Raw genomic sequence first — 21,079 nt, 5'->3', positions numbered from 1 at the left:
TTAGATTGATGTTTCAATGCAAAATCGCATATTATTATTTTAATACTAAATGCAATGAAAAACTTGACCATTATTAGGCTAATGCCTTTTGAAGAGCCGGACACATACCTCTACTCCAACTACCTTAGAGGCAATGATATTTTGTTGAATAATTCTCAACAGAAAAGCTTTACCATTAAAAATATAACAAAAACCAATTTTATGATTTTGTAATCATACATTCCTCTTTGTTTCAAAGACTTATGCATTTTTTACAAAATCCTTACTAACATATCACGCCATGAAAAACTTAACCATTATTGGACTAACGCCTTTTGAAAAGCCGGATGTCAACCTTATGCCTAAATTGCATCAGGCGGGTATATTTCCTGTCCTCAGCTTAGGCCAAGAGTTAACGACCGCCCAGGCAGCACTTAGTCAACTGGAAGAAACAGACCTACCCTCTTATGGTATTTATGTTTCTAATGAAAAATTATCAACACTTCAACTACCTGAGAGTGTAAGATTTGCGATCTTACCATTCGGGATGAAAGTTCCCCAAAATCTGGATCTGGATATTATCTATCAGGTAACCAGTTTAGAAGAAGCAAAACAAGCTGAACAATCAGGAGCTAAAGGAATCATCATCAAAGGAAATGAAGCTGGAGGTCAAATCGGCTACGAATCTACATTCGTATTATTTCAGCGCATTATCAAAGAAATCAAAAGCATTCCTGTATGGGTACAAGGAGGAATAGGACTCCATACCGCAGCAGCAGTAAAAGCCTTAGGTGCAACAGGAATTGTATTAGATAGCCAACTTGCTTTATTCCCTGAAAGTTCTGTTCCAAAAGACATAAAGGATTTATCCTCAAAACTTAATGGAACTGAGACTAAGATCATCGCCAACCATCGAGTATTGGTAAGACCTAATTCTCCTTCATTACCAGATGATATCAATGCCGAAGACCTAAAAAACTATTTTACAGATCTTGATATCAGCAAGAGCTATATCCCAATGGGACAAGATATTTCGTTGGCAACTGACCTGTATGAAGAGTTCAGAACATTAAAAAAACTAGCTTTTGGACTTAAAGAAGCCATGTATGGGCATCTAAAACAAGCCAAAGCACTCCAGGTTATTGACCAAAACAATCCATTAGCTCAGGATCTTGGATTAAAATATCCAATTGCACAGGGGCCAATGACCCGTGTAAGTGACGTTCCAGGGTTCGCCAATGCCGTTGCAGAAGCCGGAGCTTTGCCATTTGTTGCCCTATCATTATTGAAAGGAAACTCAGCGAAATCTTTAGTAATGGAAACTAAGGAATTGGCAGGTAACAAAACATGGGGGGTAGGTATTTTAGGATTTGCTCCTCAGGAACTAAGAGATGAACAAACCTCTTACATTCTGGAAGCTCAGCCACCTGTTGTTTTGATTGCAGGAGGACGACCAGCTCAGGCTAAAGTATTTGAAAAAGCGGGAATAAAGACATTTCTGCACGTTCCATCTCCTGCCTTGTTGGATATTTTCCTTAAAGAAGGTGCTAAAAACTTTATTTTCGAAGGCCGTGAATGTGGTGGCCACGTAGGGCCATTATCAAGTACAGTTCTTTGGGAAAAACAAATTGAACGTATATTAAAAGAAGACCATCCGGAAAATATAAGTGTATTTTTTGCCGGTGGAATCCATAATGATTTCTCAACAGCACTTGTTTCTATCATGGCCGCTCCATTGGCTGCCAGAGGAGTAAAAGTAGGGGTACTGATGGGAACCGCTTACTTGTACACACAGGAAGCTGTACAAACCGGAGCCATTCAGGAAGAATTCCAGTTACAAGCTATGCAGGCTAAAGACACAGTCTTATTGGAAACAGCTCCAGGACACGAAACCCGTTGTCTAAATACTGCATTTGCCAACCACTTCAATACTGAAAAAGCTAAACTTTTAGCAGCAGGAGCTGATAAAAAAGTAGTGTGGGAGCAATTGGAAAAATTAAACGTAGGCCGTTTAAGAATTGCAGCAAAAGGAATAGAACGTCAGGGTGATCAATTAGTACATATTCCTAAAGATGATCAGTTGGATCTTGGCATGTACATGATTGGCCAGATTGCTACGATGCAAAATAAAGTGATGACCCTTGAAGAGCTTCACCAAAATGTGAGTATCAGCAATTACGAATACATCCAAAATGCAGCATTATCTGAGCAGCCAACATCAAGCGAAAAACCTTTGGATATCGCGATTGTTGGAATGGAATGTATCTTCCCTGGTGCTAAAAACCTTAATGAGTTCTGGAGAAATATTATTTTAGGGAAAGACAGCGTTACTGAAGTTCCGGACGAAAGATGGAATAAGGATCTTTACTATAAACCAGATTCAGACGAAGCGGATGTATCGCATTCAAAATGGGGTGGCTTCATTCCTAAAATAGACTTCGATCCACTTACATTTGGTATTCCGCCACAATCCCTTGCCGCTATTGAGCCTACACAATTGCTTACTTTGTTGGTCGCAAAACGTGCTATGGAAGATGCAGGATATGGTGAAAAACATATTAATAGAGAAAACATCTCTGTAATTATCGGAGCTGAAGGCGGTAATGATCTTGCTAACAGCTATAGTTTCAGAGGATATTATAAACAAGTTTTTGGAGAACTTCATGAAGAAGTAAAAGAGGCATTTCCACATACCACAGAGGATTCTTTCCCGGGTATTCTGGCCAATGTAATCGCAGGTAGGATTACGAACCGTCTGGATCTTGGCGGAAGAACTTTACCGTAGATGCAGCATGTGCTTCTTCGTTAGCCGCTATCGATTTAGCTTGCCAGGAACTTGTACTAGGCAAATCCGATATGGTTCTTGCCGGCGGTGCCGATTTACATAACGGGATCAACGATTACTTAATGTTCTCCAGCACCCATGCCCTTTCCAGAAAAGGAAGATGCGCTACTTTCGATAGCGAAGCAGATGGAATTGCTCTTGGAGAAGGAATCGCTATCCTTGTTTTGAAACGATATGAAGATGCCATCAACGATGGTGATCGTATCTACTCTGTCATCAAAGGAGTGGGCGGATCCAGCGATGGAAAAGCTCTTGGATTAACGGCTCCTAGAAAAGTAGGGCAAGTAAGAGCTCTGGAGCGTGCTTATACCCAAGCCGGAATCAGTGCTGCATCTGTAGGATTGGTCGAAGCTCACGGTACAGGAACTGTGGTTGGAGATAAAACAGAATTAAGTGCTTTAACTAACTTATTCAGCCGTTCAGGGGCTTTACCGGGACAAACGCATTTAGGTTCCGTGAAGACACAGATCGGACATACTAAATGTGCTGCAGGATTAGCAGGATTAATCAAAGCTTCTTTAGCAGTTTACCATGGTGTAAAACCTCCTACCCTTCATCTTAAGCAGCCTAATGCTTATTACAATGCAGCAACCAGCCCATTCTCTTTTCATGCTGAAACGGGATTATGGACGGAAAAAAACCGTTATGCAGGAATCAGTGCTTTGGATTTGGAGGAACCAATTTCCACACGGTAATTGCTAATCATCCGAAACAAGATGATTCTATTGCGATGCAATCGTGGCCTTCAGAATTATTCGTATTCCGTGGGAATACTTATGAAGAAGCAAAAGGACAATCAAGCCAGGTCAAAACATTATTGGAAATCAATGATGAGATTCCATTAAAAGATATTGCGTACAGTTTAAGCATCGGTTCAGAAAAACCAATTCAGTTCAGTATTGTTGCGGACACTGCAGTTGACCTGATGATGAAAATTGAGTTAGTACTGCTGGGGATAGAAACTAAAGATACTTTCACTGTAAGTAAAAAAGAAGGAAAAGTAGCATTCACATTCCCCGGACAAGGAAGTCAGAGAATCAACATGGCTCGTGATCTATTCGTAGTGTTCCCTGCAATGCGTAAAGTGATTGATAACTATCCTGAGCTTGAAAAAGTAGTTTTTCCTTCAACAACGTTCAATGAAGCAGATTTAAAACAGCAGAAGGAACCATTAAAGATACCCGTTTAGCACAACCACTTTTAGGAATCGTTGATCTCGCGTTGGCTAAATTCTTAGAATCATTAGGAATTATTCCTGATATGCTGGCAGGTCATAGCTATGGCGAATTACCTGCTCTATGTTTCTCTGGAGTATTTGGTGAAGATCAATTAGTTGATTTAAGTATCCAGAGAGCTCAATCGATATTAAATTCAGTAGAAGGCGGTGATCCAGGCTCAATGTTGGCAGCAAGTGCTACTCACGAGCGTTTACAACCTATCATTGCTAAAGTGGAAGGATGTTATCCTGTTAACTTTAATGCTCCTACTCAATGCGTTATTGCAGGAAGTACATCAGCAATCAATACATTATTGGAAGTCCTTAAACAAGAAGGTATTTCTGCAAAAAAGCTTGAAGTTGCATGCGCATTCCACAGCCCGTTATTGGCAAAATCAAAAGATTTATATGCTGATGTATTAAAAGACGTTTCTTTTGAGGAAATGCAAATTCCTGTATGGTCCAATACAACAGCTGAAATATATCCATCGAATCCTTCAGACATCAAAGAAAGATTGACTGAACATTTGGTACAACCAGTAAGATTCGTGGAACAGATGCAAGCGATGTATAACGATGGAGCAAGAATCTTCATTGAGGTAGGGCCTGGAAAAGTCCTTACAGGATTGGCAAAATCATGTATTGAAAAAGATCAGTTGACCTTATATGTTGAAGACAGCAGCCGTAACAAGTTTACCCATTTACTTTGCATGTTGGCTCAGTATTTAGGAACAGGCCGCAGCTTCAATATTGAGAAACTTTTCGATGGTCGTTTCGTTCAGCTGGTTGATATCAACCAGCCTGAATTGTACAAAAAAAGCCCGGCCATCTGGCGCGTTAACGGACAAGCTGCACATCCGACAACAGGATCATTACCTGCTAATGGTGCACTCCCTATCATAAACCCTATTCCTATGAACAATTTTACAACTCATAATACGCAAGCTCCTGCACCGGAAGCCCTATCTACGGCAGAACGTATGTTGCAGGAATATTAAAACAGTATGAAATTAATGATACAGGCACAACGTGATGTGATGCTTTCCTTTATGGGACAGAATCCTCAGGTGAACCCAATGCCTGTTTACAATACACCAATGCCAACTTCAGCTCCTGAACGTACCATTCCTGTACAACAGGTTCAACAAGAAAGAACGGTTGCAGTAGCCACTTCTGCTGTTGCTGTAAAAACTGCTCCAACAAGGGATATCAAAGCATTATTGCTACAAGTTGTAAGTGATAAAACAGGATATCCACAAGAAATGCTGGGCATGGAAATGGATCTTGAAGCTGATTTAAGTATCGACTCTATCAAAAGAGTAGAAATTATCGGAACACTTCGTAACGAATTGGGAACCCTAGCTAAAGGTAATACCAATGAAGATATGGTGATGGAACAGTTAGCAGGAATCAAAACCCTAAGCGGATTAGTTTCATGGCTTACTGAATTCTCAGGGGCAGATGCAACACCAGCAACTCCTGAAAAAACAGCTGAGACAACTTCAACTTCACAAGCTAAATCTACGTTATCATTAGAAGATCTTCAAAATGCGATCCTAAATATCGTAAGTGAAAAAACAGGGTATCCGAAAGAAATGCTAGGTCTAGACTTAGATTTAGAAGCAGACCTTAGTATCGATTCTATCAAGCGTATGGAAATCATCGCAGATCTTAAAAACAAGATCGGTTTTGGTGAAAACCTTGAACAGGCTGATGATGTAATGGAAAAACTGGCAGCCATTAAAACCCTTCGTGGACTGGCAAGCTGGATCAGTGAAATGAGTGGTGACACCAATGAAGTAAAAAACGAAGTAAAAGAAGAAGTAACTTCTGAAGCTACAAACAATGTATTATCACGTCTTCGTTTTGACATCACTCCTACAGATGCTTCTTCAGTACAAAATACAGAGATTCTGCAAGGAAAACGTTTCGCCATCACTCAGGATGATACCCAACAAACCTCAGCCATTAAAGCTGAATTGGAAAAACACGGAGCTATCGTAGAATTGGTAGCGGCAGACAAAGATCTTTCCAACGTTGATGGATTGATCATGCTAGACCTGTTCTCAGCTACAGATAAACCAAGCATCATTGACCATGTTGATTTGATCAAAAAACTAGATTTTGACAAAGCAAAATGGGTTTATCTAATTTCTGATATTCCTGCACACATTCAGGAAATCAATGATGTAAGCGTATTACGTCATCACCAAGGTTACCCAGGACTTTTCAAAAGTTTAGCGAGAGAATTTGATAACACAACTTGCAGATTAATCAGCCTAAGCACGCCTCAGGAAGTAGATCAGATCGCTGAAATCACTTTAAAGGAAATCCTTACCAATGATAAACCTGCTGAAGTAATTTATAAAAACGAAAAAAGACATAAGGTAGATATTATCCCTTCGCCATTGTCAACAAGTTTAAGTGAAGCACACATTCAATTAGATCAAAAATCAGTAGTACTGGTATTGGGAGGAGCACAAGGAATCACTGCAGAATTGGTGAAACACATGTCTCAGGCTTATCCATGTACTTACATTTTAGTAGGAAGATCAGCAGATCCAAGAAATGAGGCTTCGGCAAAAGAGCTTGAAGGAATGAAGACTAAAGAAGAAATCAGAGCCTTTCTAATTAAGTCTGGAAAATTTACTTCTCCAGCTGAGATTGAAAAAGAAACCACAAAAGTTTTCAAAAACAATCAAATATTACGCACGATCCGTGATATGGAAGCGCTTGGAAACACAATTATTTATCAATCATTAGACCTTTGTGACGAAGAAGGATTAAGCAATCTGATCAGCGGTATTTATGAAAAATACAACCGTTTAGACGGAGTAATTCATGGAGCAGGTCTTTTAGAAGATAAATTATTCAAACAAAAAACAACTTCATCTTTCGGACGCGTATTTGATACCAAAGTAAAACCACTTCGTGTATTGGCTGAACAACTTCGTACAGACTGTCAGTTCGTGGTATTATTCTCAAGTATTGCATCGGTATATGGAAACAAGGGACAGACAGATTATGCTGCTGCCAACAGTGTATTGGATGATTATGCTAACGCTCTGAATAAAAGATTAAAAGGAAAAGTAATCTCCATCAACTGGGGGCCTTGGAAAGGTGCCGGAATGGTCTCTTCCACCCTTGAATCTGAATATGAACGTAGAGGAATCTCTATGATCCCATTGGATGAAGGAAAAGAAATCTTTCTTAACGAGATAAAATACGGAACTGAAAGCCAAGTGCTTATCATGTCAGGAAATAATTGGTAATCCTCTGTAAACACTATACATGAAAAAAACAGATGTTGCTGTAGTTGGACTATCCTGCGTCTTTCCCGGGGCGCAGGATGCCCATACTTTTTGGCAGAATATTGTCAATAAAGTAGACTCTACCCAATCCGCTCCGGCAGATCGGATAGATCCGGTACACTTTAGTGATGCCACCAATCCTGTCGATCGTTTCTATTGCCAACGAGGCGGATTTATTCCTGATTATGAGTTTGATCCTACCAGCTTTGGAATTTACCCCTTGCGGTGGAAGGAACAGAACCTGATCACTTACTGACCCTTGATTTAGTTCAGAAAGCTTTGGAAGATGCCGGAGTATTTCAAAAGAATACTTCCCTTGAAAAAGCAGGAATTATCATCGGGAAAGGAAACTATACCGGCCCTGGAGCTACCCGTGCCATTGAAATTGTAAGAACCGGAGAACAGATTTCCTCTTTATTGCAGGAATTGCTCCCTCAGGTATCTTCTGCTGATATTGAAAAGGTAAAACATGCTTTCCAGGAAAGAAAAGGACGTTTCGCTGCCGATACTGCCATGGGATTGATTCCCAATCTGGTGGCTTCATTGGTAGCCAACCGTTTTGACCTTGGAGGCGTTGCTTTACGGTTGATGCCGCTTGTGCCAGTGCTTTAATCGCTGTAGATCACGCCGTACAGGAACTTCAGAGAGGTCGTTCCGATATGATGATCGCCGGAGGTGTTCACACCGGACAGAATGCTGCATTCTGGAGTATTTTTGCTCAATTGGGAGCGATGTCCCGTCAACAGCAGATCAAGCCTTTCAGTATGGATGCTGATGGATTATTGATTGGTGAAGGTTGTGGTTTCGTCGTTTTAAAACGATTGGAAGACGCTGTTCGCGATCAGGACAAAATCTATGCAGTGATCAAAGGGGTGGGAGTCAGCAGTGATGGTAATGGAACCAGTGTGATGAGCCCATCCGTAAAAGGACAGTTAAAAGCTTTAGAACAAGCCTGGATCAATGCTGATCTGGATAAAAATAAAGTAGGTTACCTGGAAGCCCATGGTACTGGAACCCCGCTTGGAGATAAAACAGAACTTCAGACCTTGGCACAGTTCTTTGGAAAAGAAGAAGCGGCTCCGGTAGCAGGAATCGGATCAGTAAAATCCAATATTGGCCATGCCATGCCAGCTGCAGGAATCGCGGGACTGATTAAACCTGTCTTGCATTACACCATGACACTTTACCACCAACATTGTACTGTGAAAATCCCACTGCAGAGATGCAGAATACAAGATTTGAACCGGTACAGGAAGCTAAAAACTGGTCAAAAACCGGACTGCCAAAAGTAGCGGCAGTCAACGCTTTCGGATTTGGAGGAATCAATGCACATGTTGTTCTTGAAGGCTATGATATGCCGAAAAAAGACACCGTATTGCTATTGGCAAGACCTACCCATGCAGAATTAGTTTCTGCATTAAAAAATAACGAGACCACTACAGGTGAAGGAGATTTCAGAGTAGCCATATTCGATCCAACCCCTGCAAGAGTAGAAAAAGCCCTTAAAATTGTTTCTAAAAACCTGATCTGGAAAAACAAACAGGACATCTGGTATACTTCTACTCCATTATTAAAAGATGGCGGCAAAGTAGCCTTTGTATTCCCTGGATTGGATGGACTGGCAAAAGGTGAGGTGGAAAGTGTAAGCCGTTATTTCGGATTAACAGCCCCTATAGAAACAGAAGGTGAAGGCCTTTTAACCGATGCTTTAAATATCTTCAACAATTGCAGTATCCTTGATAATTCATTGAAAAAACTGGGAATTATCCCGGACATGAATGCAGGACACAGTTTAGGAGAATGGCTGGCAGGATATTCATCAGAACTGGCAGAAGCAAACTCTGTTAAAGCCTTAATCGATGTATTGAATCCTGAAACTTTTGAATTAAAAGATTCTAAATTCATTGCCATCGGAGCAGGAATTGATGTCGTACAGCCTTTTATTTCTGAAATTTCAGACCTGTATATTTCTAACGACAACTGCCCTAATCAGGTGATTCTTTGTGGTAGCAATGCCGCATTGGATGAATTGGTTCCGTTATTAAAATCAAAACAGATCTTCCATCAGGTACTGCCTTTCCAGTCTGGGTTCCACTCTCCTTTTATCGCTGATAAACTGGATGTGATCCTTGCCGGAATGGAAAAAGCACAGTTCCAGAAAACAAAGATTCCGTTATGGTCTGCGACGACTTTAGAACCTTATCCTGCAGATCAGGCAGCGATCAGAAAACTGAGTGCTGAGCATTTGGTAGAACCTGTTCGCTTCCGTGAACTGACAGATAAATTATACGAAGAAGGCGTAAGAGTATTCATTCAGGTGGGTACCGGCGGACTGATTGGATTTATTGATGATACTTTGAAAGGAAAAGCATTCAGCACGATTGCTTCCAGTGTTCCTGCACGTTCTGCATTAGCGCAGTTACAGCGTGTTGTTGCTTCATTGTTTGTAGAAGGTAAAACTGTTGCTCTTGACTTTTTAGAGCTTCAGCAGCATTCAAAAAAATCATCAGGTAAAGGAATAAAGCTGGAATTAGGTTCCCCTATTATCAGAAATTTTAAAGAAGTAAAAGCATTAGCTCAAGCCTTTGATAGACCAAAACAATATACTGCTTCTGCTTCAGCTATGACGGCTAAAAGTGGTCATCCGCTGGTACAGGCATTCCAGGACAACGTTACGGATATGATCCGTATGCAGGAAGAAGTTTGACTTTATTCCAGAACCGACCGGAAATCACCATTCCACGTCCAGCTCCTTTAGCACAACAAGTAGCTCCCAAAGCACCAAGAAGTACAACTTTCTCGAAAGATCTGTATGTGACGCTTGAAAGTCATCCTTATCTGATTGACCACAGCTTATTGAGACAGCCCAAAGGATGGGCTCATGTAGCAGATATGGAACCGGTAATCCCGATGACCATGATCTTTGAGCAGCTTGCAGAAATTGCAGAAGCGGAAATCCAGGGAACACAGGTTCATAAAATCATGAACGTAAGTGTATTCCAATGGATGAACGTTGCCCAACCTTTTGAGAAAACCGTAAAAGGACAATGGCGTGGTGAAAACCATGCGTATCTGGATATTGAAAACTTCGCCAATGCAGAAGTCATCTTAAAATCCTCACCTGTCCCTACTCCAACGTTCAACCTTTCTGTTGGTGATCTTTTACCGATTGAAAGAACGCCTGAAGAAATCTATGATGCCCACATGTTTCATGGCGATAAATACCAGGGAATTACCGAAGTATCAGCCGTTGGAAACAAAGGAATTGTAGGAAAAATTAAAGGAAATGGTGGAAAAGGGTCTCTATTAGACAATGCCGGACAGTTATTCGGGCTTTGGTTACAGCTTACCTTGGTGAAAGACCGTATCGCCTTCCCAGTGAAGATCAGAGATATTGAATTCTTTGGTGATATGCACGATCAGGAAGGTATTTTTGAATGCACCTGTATGTTGACCGAGCTTAATGATGAATTTGCCATTGCAGATATTATCCTGAAAAGAGACGGAAAAGTATGGTGTGCGATCACCGGATGGCAGAACAGAAGACTGGAAATTGATGCCGCTTTATGGAATGTTTCCATGTCGCCATTGCATAACCGTCTTTCTGAAGAGATCGCTCCGGAAGTATTCTTCTTCCATCAAGCGTATACCAGGGTCGCTTCATGGGATTTTATCCTGAAAAGATATTTCAACCAGACGGAAAAACAGCATCATCTGCAATTATTACCCAACAAAAAGAAAAATTGGATGGTAAGCCGTGTTGCTGTAAAAGATGCCGTTAGAAACCTTCTTCGTCAGGAAAAAAATCACGCATGCTTCCCGATTACTTTCGAGATCCGTTCCGATGAAGTGGGGAAACCTTACCTCATCAGTGATTTTACAGAAAACATCCATATCTCATTGGCTCACAAAGGAAAAGAAGCCGTGGGTATTGCGAGATACGGAAAATCTGTAGGAATCGATATGGAACTCATGGAAGAACGCAGCGAAGGATTTTATGATCTGGTATTTACAGACAGTGAGTTAGCCTTATTAAAAGGCAGAGATCAGGCAGAGTGGACGACCCGTTTCTGGGTAGCGAAAGAAGCCTACGGAAAATTCTTAGGAACCGGACTGAAAGGAAATCCAAAAGCCTTCGAAGTCGAACTTATAAAAGATGATCACTTGTGGATCAACAACATTGAAATCAAAACTATTAAACATAAAAATTATATTATCGGATGGACACTGTAAACGCAACATTAAAAATGAACCACGAAGAACTTTTTACTTTATTAAAAGGTTTTATTACTGAAGTGATAGGTGCTGAATTTGTAGAGGAGATGGACATTACTCCGGAAAGTTCATTCACCAAAGATCTTGAAATGGACAGCATCGAGATTGTCTCTTTTTCTGAAAAGATCAAGGCGCATTTTGGCGATCAGATCGACTTTACAGGTTGGTTATCTTCTATGGATCTTGACCAGCTTATTAATCTTGACCTTAGTATGATCATCAATTATATCTACGAATGCCAATAATCACTGTCAATAATAAACAAGTTCATATACAGGAACTCAACAAAGGAGCCGAACAAACCGTGGTACTGATCCACGGTATGTTCAGCAACCTGTCCATTTATTATTTTAATATTGCCCCCATTCTGGCAAAACATTTCCATGTGGTGATGTACGATCTGAAAAGTCACGGGATGAGTGAACGCTTTTTGGATGGGTACGACCTTGACAACATGTCATCCGATCTGATGGGTTTAATAGATCACCTTCAACTGGAAAAAGTACATCTTGTAGGCTATAGCTTCGGTGGTCTTATTGCTTTAAAAACAGCCTTAAAATATCCCGAACGCGTCAATCAACTGGTGGTGATGGAAGCTCCGGATCCTCAGGACGAAAAAGCAAGGAATATCATTGATGAATACAGCAAGGAATTCCTTGAGCATTATGTAGCCAATTTTACAGATACTACCAAAGTCCAGATGGGCAAAAGACAAATGGAAAAGAACCATCGTATGTATGAGTTTTTGTTTAATCAAACAAGTATCAAAGCAGATATGATTAAGGAAAAACATTTCCTTGGTGAAGCCAATTTCAATCGACTGAAAGCTTCCACGTTATTGCTTTACGGTGCGGATTCCAACTGCAGACCTACAGGAGAATGGCTGCAGTCTCAAATCGGCTCATCCGAACTTGAATTGATTTCCGGCGATCACAATATTCCCATTCAGGAACCTCAGCTGATCGCAGAGACGATCGCCCAGTTTTTATCTAATATCTTAACGAAGAACCATGGCTAAATTTGCATTTATAGTTCCACCCTTGACAGGACATGTCAACCCTACCCTAAGCATCGGTGCTACGTTGTTGGAAAGAGGGCACGAAGTAGCCTGGATCAGCCTTGACCCGACTTTAGAGGCTAAACTTCCGGAGGGCGGAAAATTATTACTGATCCAGTACGATCAGACCGATGAAGAAAAGAAAGAAAGCGAACAATATCTCGATATTATTTCCAAAAAAGTAGTGTATGGAATCGACAGTGTGAAGTTCCTTTACGAAGAGGTGCTTATCCCGCTGAACAGACATTGCTACAATGGAATTGTTTCTTTATTAAAAACCTACCAACCCGATTTAATCATTGGTGACCATCAGTTATTTGCCGCTCCTATAGCTGCCAAAGCATTAGGAATTCCTTGTGCGACTTCCGTTACCGCTCCGGCTGCCATCAAAATCATGAATGAGCTGCCAAAAGTACACGAATGGGAAGTGAATCAAATCATCGATTTACAGAAGGAACTAGGTTTCGATGAAGAGCGTTCTCTGGCCACTTCAGATCTGTTGACGCTTGTTTTGACTTCCACGTATTTCTTTGGTGAAATGGATGATCTGGCACCTCAATATCAATTCACGGGACCAGTTCTTACCGAAAGACGTATCTCCTGTGAATTTGATTGGGACAGATTAAAAAGTGCCACCAATAAAAAGATTTTAGTAAGTATCGGAACGACTTTCGATCACGATCATAAAAAGGCATTCTTCCAAAAGGTAGTGGATGCTTTCAAAGATGAAGATTTAACGGTTGTGGTGGTTTCTGATCCGCAGCTTTTCGAGCAGTGGCCGGACAATTTCATGGTGTATCAACAAGTTCCGCAATTGGATCTGTTGCCTCATCTTGATGGGGTGGTTTGCCACGGCGGTCACAATACCGTTTCCGAAACCTTATCCAACGGAATTCCTTTGGTAGTGATCCCAATTGCTTATGATCAGTCGCACGTTGCAGGACGTGTAGTGCGTACAGAGGCAGGTGAAAGACTTAATTTCAACCGATTTAAAGCCAATCATCTGAGAGAGGCAGTACAACAAATATTAAATAACCCGAGCTACCGTGAGGCCGCTCAAAAAGTAGGACAATCTTTTATGGAAGCAGGAGGAGCATCTACAGCAGCTAATTTATTGGAGACGGCGATTACTAAAGCCTCAAAACACGAAAAACCATCTAAATTCTTATTCGTTGTTCCACCGTTTTTTGGACATGTAAGCCCTACATTAAGTGTTGGTGCTAGTCTTATTGCCCGTGGGCACGAAGTAAAATGGTTCGGTATTACGCCTTTAGACAACAAACATATTCCTGAAGGAGGTTCTTACTACTATCCGGAAGAAGACCTTATTCCCTATCAGGAGGAAATCGCCCGTATTTTAAAAAGACAGGATGATGGCCCGGCTTGTTCAGGCCCTGAAGTGATGAAATTGGCATTGGAAGAAACGTATGTTCCTTTTGCCAAAATGATGATGCCTGGATTAACAAGATTAACAGAAAGCTGGATGCCGGATGTGATCGTGAACGACTGTATCACTTTCGGAGGAGCACTTTTCGCTCATAAACATAATATACCTTGTGTCACGACAACTCCTGTTCCCCCGGATGTAATGGGAGACACTGAAAAAAGTGCCCCTAAAATCTGGGAATGGCAGCAAAACCTAATCAAAGACTTACAAAAAGAAGTAGGTATTCACGAAGAAGGAATTTACATCCATTCTCATAAACTGAATATGGTCTTTACTTCACAGGCTTTTGCAGGGTTTGATACAGTGCCATCGCATATGAAATTTGTAGGCCCGGTAAAAGGCCGTCCGAATGATGCTCCATTTGACTGGGATAATTAAATGCTTCTACCACTCCAAAGATCTTCGTATCACTGGGAACTTTATTGGTAGACATCAGAAAAGCATTCTTTGAAAAGATCATCGCTGCATTCAAAGACCAGCCGGTTACCGTGATTGCCGCTACTCCCCCGGAAATCTTTGAAGAATGGCCGGAGAATTTCATCGTAAACAGCTTTGTACCTCAATCAGCAGTAATGCAGCAAATGGATATGGTGATCTGCCATGGTGGCTTCAATACAGTGAACGATACGTTCCGTAACGGATTACCGATGTTGATCACGCCTATCGCTTACGATCATTTTCATATTGCGAAATTAATTGAGCAGGCAGGTTGCGGAATCAGCATCCGATACAAAAGACTTCGTGTGGACGCTCTTCGTGAAACCGTTTTTGAATTACTGGAAAATCCTAAATACAGAGCTGCAGCCCAAGAGGTTCAAAATACCTTTACTCTTGCCGGAGGCAATGATAAAGCCGTAGAATTACTGGAAAACTTTGTAGAGGAACATTCCACATTAGCTTCAGTATAATAAGCCTTAAATCTACCTATGAAAAGAAGATTGTTATTTGGCGAACGAATGTTACTGGGAGACGGAACAGAACCCTTCAATGCGGTGATCCCTTTCAGACTCAGAGGTACCTTTGCATTAAAAGATATCCAGGAAGCTTTGGCTCAAATCCAGAAAAAACATCCGTGGTTAAAAGCGTTGATCGCTCATGACGAAAAAAATATTCCCTGGTTTGATGTTCCTGAAAACCCGATCTCCATTCCGGTACGTATCGTTGCCCGAAAAAGCGAGGATCACTGGCAGGAAGAATCCAAGAGAGAATGGAATACCCTATTTGACCCTAAAAAATTACCCCTGATCCGATTTGTCTGGCTTAAGGGGGAAAACGTTTCTGACATGCTTTTTGCGTTCCATCATTGTTTGTGCGATGGTGGTTCTGCAATGGCTTTTCTATATGAATTTTTAAAAGTTCTGGATAATCCCAATGCAGATATTGGAATAGAAAATCCTATTTTAGGCATTCAGGATGTGGTTCCGGCTCATATTTTAAATAACCGTAAGCAGAAACTAAAGGCTAAATTCATTGGAAGACTGGCTGCTACAGCAATTAAGTATATTCCTACCGGTAAAAAATCCATTGATAGAAAGGATGATTATCTGCTTCACTGGAAAGTAAATGAAACGATAAGCCAACAATTGATTTCTTACTGTAAATCTAATGGCGTTACGGTCAATACATTTTTAAGTGCTGCTTTACTCCAAGCCTTTAAAGAAGTAAAAGGAGCAGGAGCTTTTAATAAAGTTTCTTGTCCCGTTGATATCAGACGCTTTGCTTCACAGATCAAGAATGACCATATTTTCGCTTTTGGACTGATGATTGTGGTTTCAGCGAATGAAAAACTGAGCTTCTTAGAAAATGTACGCGCTATGCAGACTTCTGTAGAGCGCAAAACCTCGAAACTCAATCCTTATATTACCATGATGGTGATGGAATCCGGGCATGATGCTTTGAATAATTTCACCAAGCTTTTAAAGAACGGAAAATCTTCTAACGACTGTATGTTTTCCAATCTGGGACGCATTCAGATTCCTCATGAGTATAAAGAATTTTCAGTAGATACTATTTTCAGTCCGTCTGTGATTGGCCCATTGGGAAATACAACGACATTAGTAGTGTCTACCTACCGTGGGAAAATGGATTTTTCCTTTGTGGGAAGCGAGGGCTATTTACCTTATATTGATGCCATAGCCATCCGTGATGAAATCATGCAAATCATTAAACTACAACTGGAATATATCGCTGTATCATGATCAAAAGAAAACTAATGATGGTAGAAAGGATCATGTATGTAGATCCTGAGACCCCAGTCAATTGTATATTTACCGCAAAAATAAAAGGAGAACTTCCGGAGCAGAATTTTAAAACTGCTCTGGAAAAAATCCAGCAAAAACACCCTTTATTAAAGGTAGTTGTGGACACGAAAAGTGAGAAGTATCCCTTTTTTATTGAAGAAAAAGACATTGCTCCTATCCCACTTCGCATTGTAGAAAGAAAAACAGATCAGGATTGGCTGGCAGAGTCTCAAAAAGAATGGAAAATCTTATTTGAAGAAGAGAAAAAGCCACTAGCCCGCGTAGTCTGGGTAAAGGGACAGGACGTTTCTGAAGTTTTTTGGGTAATGCCCCACTGTATTTCAGACGGAACCACCGGAGTTACCTTAATGCACGAACTTCTTCAGCTTTTGGATAATCCTGCTTTGGAATTAGAATCTTATGAGGCTTTCTCTTCTGTAGACGAATTTTTGCCTTCCAATTTTAATGTAAAAAGTAAGAAGTTCAAGGCTAATCTTTACCTGATGTTTGCTCGTTTCTTCTTCCTCTTACAACAAAAAAGTAAAAAGAAAAATCTTGGAAACGATTACGTTCTTCACCAAAAATTGGATTCCGAAACCACATCCCAAATCACTAAAAGATGTAAAGCCAACGGAGTTTCCGTGCATGCTTTATTGTGTGCTGCATTTATGCAGGCTTTTCAGGAGGTAAAAGGGAAAGAAGCCAAAGGAAAAGTGATCAGTCCGGTAGATGTTCGTCATTTATTCCGGAGATCAAAGAAGATCATTTATTTGCTTTTGCTCCAACGGTTGATCTAGCCATAAAAAAAGGGAGTTCAGATCTACTGAACAACGCCAAACATATCAAAGAAGACCTTACTCAAAAAATTGGAAAGATGGAAGCCCGTGAACTGTTGTGGATGGGTGAACAGATGCACCCAATCGTTGACCGTATGATCTCCATGCTTAAATCCAGCAATGGTGGTCATGATGTGACTTTATCCAATATGGGAAGAATCAACATTCCTAATGAGTATAAAAACTTCAGGGTAGAAACCATCTTCAGTCCAACAGTAGCATTTCCCTGGCTGAACTCAAACACTTTGGTAACGAGTACCTACAACCATCAGATGGATTTTATATTTTTGTCCAACGAAGACTTCCTTCCCAAAGCGGAAGCCACTAAAATAAAAGAGAAAGCCATAGCGCTAATGACCACCTCATGAAATTGAAATTTAAGCCGAAGCCGCCTAAAAAGCTCAAAAAAACTACCCTTAAACGCTTTCTCATCAAGCGTACGATTTACTATGTCCTTCCGAATGTATTTTTCAATTTCATCATTGCCTATGCCAGCTTCAAAGAATTAGGCTACACCCATTTTTTCTCAGGCGAACAGAATCTGGCCCGCCTTACCTTACCCATGGCCCTGTTTCTCCCCGTTGTCCTCACGATAGACATCATCAAAAGAGTAACCGATGCCGCCGGACAAGGTGCCATTGAGTTTACTGTAGATGAAGCGTTGAATATAAAAAAGTTAATGACCAAGCTGAGTATTCTGCATGGCGTGATTACCTGTTCTCTGGTATTAGCGATGCTTTTCTTAGGACAGTATAATTTTTCTAAGGATTATAGACTGGATGCTACAGCGATGGCTGTTGTTGTGGGAATACTGGCAGGGGTGCTGTCTGTGGTGTTTGTGTATTTGCCGGTTTGGAGATTGAGGAGGTGGATGTGTAGGAGGAATCAAGTAGTCATAGCAGAAGAATATTAAAACTTAACAACCATTTATTTATAGTACAATACTTTACAATTAATACATCAATATTATACAAGATTTTCAGTTTTACTCTTTCTTTTTAATCTAAAATAAAATATCTTTAAAGTTTTTAATTAAGGATAAAATGTCAGAAGAACAGAAACGACAGTTGCAGCAGCAACTTTGGAATATAGCTAATACTTTACGTGGCAAAATGGATGCTGATGAATTCAGAGATTATATTTTAGGATTCATCTTTTACAAGTACCTTTCTGAAAAAATTCATTTTACAGCAAGCAAAATTTTATTAGATTCTGGCGAAGATATTGATTATAATGATATCGACGAAAATTCTGAATCTGGAAAGGAAATTGTGGAAGCTATTTATGAAGAAATAGTTGAAGATTTAGGCTATTTTCTAAAGCCTTCAGAGCTTTTTAGTAATATTGCTAAAAAAGGTCATCAAAAGCAAGAAGGAAAGTCCAATTTTATCTTGGCTGAGCTCTCTAAAATCCTTAATAATATTGAACAATCTACTCTTGGAACGAATAGTGAAGATGACTTTGAAGGATTGTTTGATGATTTAGATCTTACTTCAGCAAAATTAGGAAGAACAGAAGATGAAAAGAACACATTGATTTCAAAAGTCTTATATCATCTTGATGATATTGATTTCAATTTATCTGATACTAATGCTGATGTCTTGGGAGATGCCTATGAATATTTAATCGCACAGTTTGCTAGTGGTGCAGGAAAAAAAGCTGGTGAATTCTATACTCCTCAACAAGTTTCTACTATTCTGGCAAGAATAGTTACCAGTAGAAAATCACAATTAAAATCTGTTTATGATCCTACTTGCGGAAGTGGTTCATTGCTTTTGCGTGTTGCCCGTGAAGCAAAAGTAAGTGATTTTTACGGTCAGGAAATGAACCGTACTACTTACAATCTTGCAAGAATGAATATGATTCTTCATGGTGTCAATTATAGTAATTTTGATATCAGACAGGAAGATACACTGGAAAAGCCTCAACATCTTGATAAAACATTTGATGCTATTGTTGCTAACCCTCCTTTCTCTGCTAAATGGAGCGCTAATGAGCTACATCTTTTAGATGAAAGATTTTCACAATATGGAAAATTAGCCCCATCTTCAAAAGCAGATTTCGCTTTTATACAACACATGATCCATCATTTGGATGAGAATGGAATTATGGCAGTTGTTATGCCTCACGGAGTTCTATTCCGTGGAGCAGCAGAATTAATTATCAGAAAATACCTTATTGAAGAGAAAAATTATTTGGATGCTGTTATTGGCTTACCCGCTAATATTTTCTTTGGCACCAGTATTCCGACTTGTATTTTAATCTTTAAGAAATGTCGTGAAGCCGAGGAAGACATTCTGTTTGTAGATGCAAGCAAAGAATTTGAAAAGCAGAAAAATCAAAATGTGCTTCTCAATGCTCATATCAATAAAATTGTTGATACTTATCAAAACCGTACGGTAACTGAAAAATTTAGTCATAAAGCTACCCTACAGGAAGTGGCCGATAATGATTACAACCTTAATATTCCTCGCTATGTCGATACCTTTGAGGAAGAAGAGGAAATTGATATTCAGGCGGTCATGGCTGAAATTAAAGAGCTTGAAGCCAAGCGCTCTCAATTAGATTCTGAAATTGAAGTTTATTTAAAAGAATTAGGCTTAGTAAGCTAACTTTTATTTTTATATTAAATCCTTAATGTTTATAGCTATAACAATAGATGATCGAGATGACAAAAGAAAATAAAAGTGTGAAGAATTTTCCTAATTTACGATTCCCGGGGTTTGAAGAGGAATGGGAAGAGAAAATGTTGGGTAACTTGGGAACTTTTTCAGGAGGAGGAACTCCGACTTCATCTAATGAAAAATTTTGGAATGGAAACATTCCTTGGATATCTTCTTCCGACTTAGAAGAAGATAATATTCTTAAAATTAATATTAGTAGATTTATTACTCAAGATGCAATTGAAAAATCGGCTACGAAATTATGTAAAGCGCCTTCTGTATTAATTGTTTCAAGGGTTGGAGTTGGAAAAGTAGCATTATCGTTAAATGATATATGTACAAGTCAGGATTTTACAAATATATCTGAACTTAAATGTAATCAACTTTATTTAGCTTTTCAGCTTTCTAAAGTGATGAAAAAAGCGGCTAATGAAGTACAAGGAACTTCTATTAAAGGAATTTCGTCTTCAGAAATAAAGTCAAAAAAAATATATCTTCCACTCATAATTGAACAAGAAAAAATTGCTTTATTCTTTGAGAAGATTGAAGAAAGAATTCAAACCCAAAAGAAAATAATTGAGGATAATCGTAAGATGAAATTAGAGCTTTCTCATAGCCTTTTTACTAGAAGTCTAAAAATCAATCAGCGATATATCAGTAAATGGGAAGAAAAGAAGCTAGGAGATATATCAACAATCTTGATGGGGCAATCTCCAGATTCGTTAGCTTATAATACGGATGGAAAAGGATTACCTTTGATTCAGGGTAATGCAGATATTGTTCAAAGATTTTCAGAACCAAGACAATTTACTAGTCAAATTACAAAAACGTGTGATATTGGAGATATAATATTAACTGTGCGTGCTCCTGTAGGTTATGTTGCAAAATCTAAGCATTTTGCTTGTATAGGACGTGGAGTTTGTACTATCAAAAGTAATGAAAAATCTGATTCTGAATTTATTTATCAGTTTTTATTATACTTTGAAAACAAATGGGCATCTTTTGAACAAGGTAGTACTTTTACTTCTGTGAATTCATCCGATATAAAAGTTATTAAGTTAAATATTCCAACAATAAAGGAGCAAAAAGAAATAGCACAATTTTTAAAAGCTTTTGATGAAAAAATAAACTTAGAAAACGAGTTACTAACCCAATATGAAAATCAGAAAAAGTATTTATTACAAAATCTTTTTGTCTAGATTATGGGGTT

The 21,079-nt window shown here is 39.5% G+C and carries 15 protein-coding genes and 1 pseudogene; all 16 read left to right on the top strand.

Features of this window, described 5'->3' with window-relative positions:
* The first annotated feature begins 280 nt into the window (after nt 1-280).
* Nucleotides 281-7,312 (top strand): annotated as a pseudogene (locus QWZ06_RS28150) (SDR family NAD(P)-dependent oxidoreductase).
* A 19-nt stretch (nt 7,313-7,331) separates the two neighbouring features.
* Entirely contained in the window at nt 7,332-7,607 is a 276-nt protein-coding gene (locus QWZ06_RS07530; protein WP_290296927.1) for a beta-ketoacyl synthase N-terminal-like domain-containing protein, read from the top strand.
* A complete protein-coding gene (locus QWZ06_RS07525) occupies nt 7,577-7,963 on the top strand; it encodes a beta-ketoacyl synthase N-terminal-like domain-containing protein (protein WP_290296926.1) in 387 nt (128 codons plus the stop codon). The genes QWZ06_RS07530 and QWZ06_RS07525 overlap by 31 nt, the downstream gene beginning before the upstream one ends.
* Nucleotides 7,963-8,643 carry a beta-ketoacyl [acyl carrier protein] synthase domain-containing protein gene (locus QWZ06_RS07520; RefSeq protein WP_290301311.1) on the top strand — a complete coding sequence of 227 codons (681 nt, stop codon included), beginning with the start codon at nt 7,963-7,965 and terminating at the stop codon, nt 8,641-8,643. The genes QWZ06_RS07525 and QWZ06_RS07520 overlap by 1 nt, the downstream gene beginning before the upstream one ends.
* Nucleotides 8,574-10,058 (top strand): acyltransferase domain-containing protein, encoded by a 1,485-nt coding sequence (locus tag QWZ06_RS07515; RefSeq protein ID WP_290296924.1) that lies wholly within the window; start codon nt 8,574-8,576, stop codon nt 10,056-10,058. Before QWZ06_RS07520 ends, QWZ06_RS07515 begins: the two co-directional genes overlap by 70 nt.
* Nucleotides 10,055-11,584, top strand: a complete 1,530-nt coding sequence (locus QWZ06_RS07510) for a 4'-phosphopantetheinyl transferase superfamily protein (protein ID WP_290296922.1) — start codon at nt 10,055-10,057, stop codon at nt 11,582-11,584. The genes QWZ06_RS07515 and QWZ06_RS07510 overlap by 4 nt, the downstream gene beginning before the upstream one ends.
* On the top strand, nt 11,572-11,871 hold the full coding sequence (locus tag QWZ06_RS07505; protein WP_002977699.1) for an acyl carrier protein: 300 nt from the start codon (nt 11,572-11,574) through the stop codon (nt 11,869-11,871). Before QWZ06_RS07510 ends, QWZ06_RS07505 begins: the two co-directional genes overlap by 13 nt.
* Nucleotides 11,862-12,644, top strand: coding sequence for an alpha/beta fold hydrolase (locus tag QWZ06_RS07500; RefSeq protein WP_290296921.1), 783 nt, complete (start codon nt 11,862-11,864; stop codon nt 12,642-12,644). Before QWZ06_RS07505 ends, QWZ06_RS07500 begins: the two co-directional genes overlap by 10 nt.
* Complete coding sequence (locus tag QWZ06_RS07495) at nt 12,637-14,508, top strand: nucleotide disphospho-sugar-binding domain-containing protein (RefSeq protein ID WP_290296919.1); 1,872 nt, start codon at nt 12,637-12,639, stop codon at nt 14,506-14,508. Before QWZ06_RS07500 ends, QWZ06_RS07495 begins: the two co-directional genes overlap by 8 nt.
* 44 nt (nt 14,509-14,552) lie before the next feature.
* Nucleotides 14,553-15,038 (top strand): glycosyltransferase, encoded by a 486-nt coding sequence (locus QWZ06_RS07490; protein ID WP_290296917.1) that lies wholly within the window; start codon nt 14,553-14,555, stop codon nt 15,036-15,038.
* Between the two features lie 18 nt (nt 15,039-15,056).
* On the top strand, nt 15,057-16,328 hold the full coding sequence (locus QWZ06_RS07485; protein ID WP_290296915.1) for a condensation domain-containing protein: 1,272 nt from the start codon (nt 15,057-15,059) through the stop codon (nt 16,326-16,328).
* Nucleotides 16,325-17,167, top strand: a complete 843-nt coding sequence (locus QWZ06_RS07480; RefSeq protein ID WP_290296913.1) for a condensation domain-containing protein — start codon at nt 16,325-16,327, stop codon at nt 17,165-17,167. Before QWZ06_RS07485 ends, QWZ06_RS07480 begins: the two co-directional genes overlap by 4 nt.
* 77 nt (nt 17,168-17,244) lie before the next feature.
* Entirely contained in the window at nt 17,245-17,574 is a 330-nt protein-coding gene (locus QWZ06_RS07475; protein ID WP_290296911.1) for a hypothetical protein, read from the top strand.
* A 194-nt stretch (nt 17,575-17,768) separates the two neighbouring features.
* Entirely contained in the window at nt 17,769-18,119 is a 351-nt protein-coding gene (locus QWZ06_RS07470) for a hypothetical protein (RefSeq protein ID WP_290296909.1), read from the top strand.
* A 130-nt stretch (nt 18,120-18,249) separates the two neighbouring features.
* Nucleotides 18,250-19,818: a type I restriction-modification system subunit M gene (locus QWZ06_RS07465; protein WP_290296907.1), complete on the top strand. Its 1,569-nt coding sequence runs from the start codon at nt 18,250-18,252 to the stop codon at nt 19,816-19,818.
* 56 nt (nt 19,819-19,874) lie between these two features.
* Nucleotides 19,875-21,068 (top strand): restriction endonuclease subunit S, encoded by a 1,194-nt coding sequence (locus QWZ06_RS07460; RefSeq protein WP_290296906.1) that lies wholly within the window; start codon nt 19,875-19,877, stop codon nt 21,066-21,068.
* Nucleotides 21,069-21,079 lie beyond the last annotated feature (11 nt).

It is taken from the genome of Chryseobacterium tructae (genome assembly GCF_030409875.1).
GTDB lineage: Bacteria > Bacteroidota > Bacteroidia > Flavobacteriales > Weeksellaceae > Chryseobacterium > Chryseobacterium tructae.
Note: the sequence above shows the minus strand (reverse complement) of the source record. Positions and strands in the feature narration are given on the sequence as shown.

Coding starts and splice junctions, on each gene's coding strand:
- QWZ06_RS07475 (WP_290296911.1), top strand. CDS start 17,245: ATGGAAGCCCGTGAACTGTTGTGGATGGGTGAACAGATGCACCCAATC.
- QWZ06_RS07480 (WP_290296913.1), top strand. CDS start 16,325: ATGATCAAAAGAAAACTAATGATGGTAGAAAGGATCATGTATGTAGAT.
- QWZ06_RS07495 (WP_290296919.1), top strand. CDS start 12,637: ATGGCTAAATTTGCATTTATAGTTCCACCCTTGACAGGACATGTCAAC.
- QWZ06_RS07485 (WP_290296915.1), top strand. CDS start 15,057: ATGAAAAGAAGATTGTTATTTGGCGAACGAATGTTACTGGGAGACGGA.
- QWZ06_RS07460 (WP_290296906.1), top strand. CDS start 19,875: ATGACAAAAGAAAATAAAAGTGTGAAGAATTTTCCTAATTTACGATTC.
- QWZ06_RS07500 (WP_290296921.1), top strand. CDS start 11,862: ATGCCAATAATCACTGTCAATAATAAACAAGTTCATATACAGGAACTC.
- QWZ06_RS07465 (WP_290296907.1), top strand. CDS start 18,250: ATGTCAGAAGAACAGAAACGACAGTTGCAGCAGCAACTTTGGAATATA.
- QWZ06_RS07530 (WP_290296927.1), top strand. CDS start 7,332: ATGAAAAAAACAGATGTTGCTGTAGTTGGACTATCCTGCGTCTTTCCC.
- QWZ06_RS07515 (WP_290296924.1), top strand. CDS start 8,574: ATGCAGAATACAAGATTTGAACCGGTACAGGAAGCTAAAAACTGGTCA.
- QWZ06_RS07470 (WP_290296909.1), top strand. CDS start 17,769: ATGGCCCTGTTTCTCCCCGTTGTCCTCACGATAGACATCATCAAAAGA.
- QWZ06_RS07505 (WP_002977699.1), top strand. CDS start 11,572: ATGGACACTGTAAACGCAACATTAAAAATGAACCACGAAGAACTTTTT.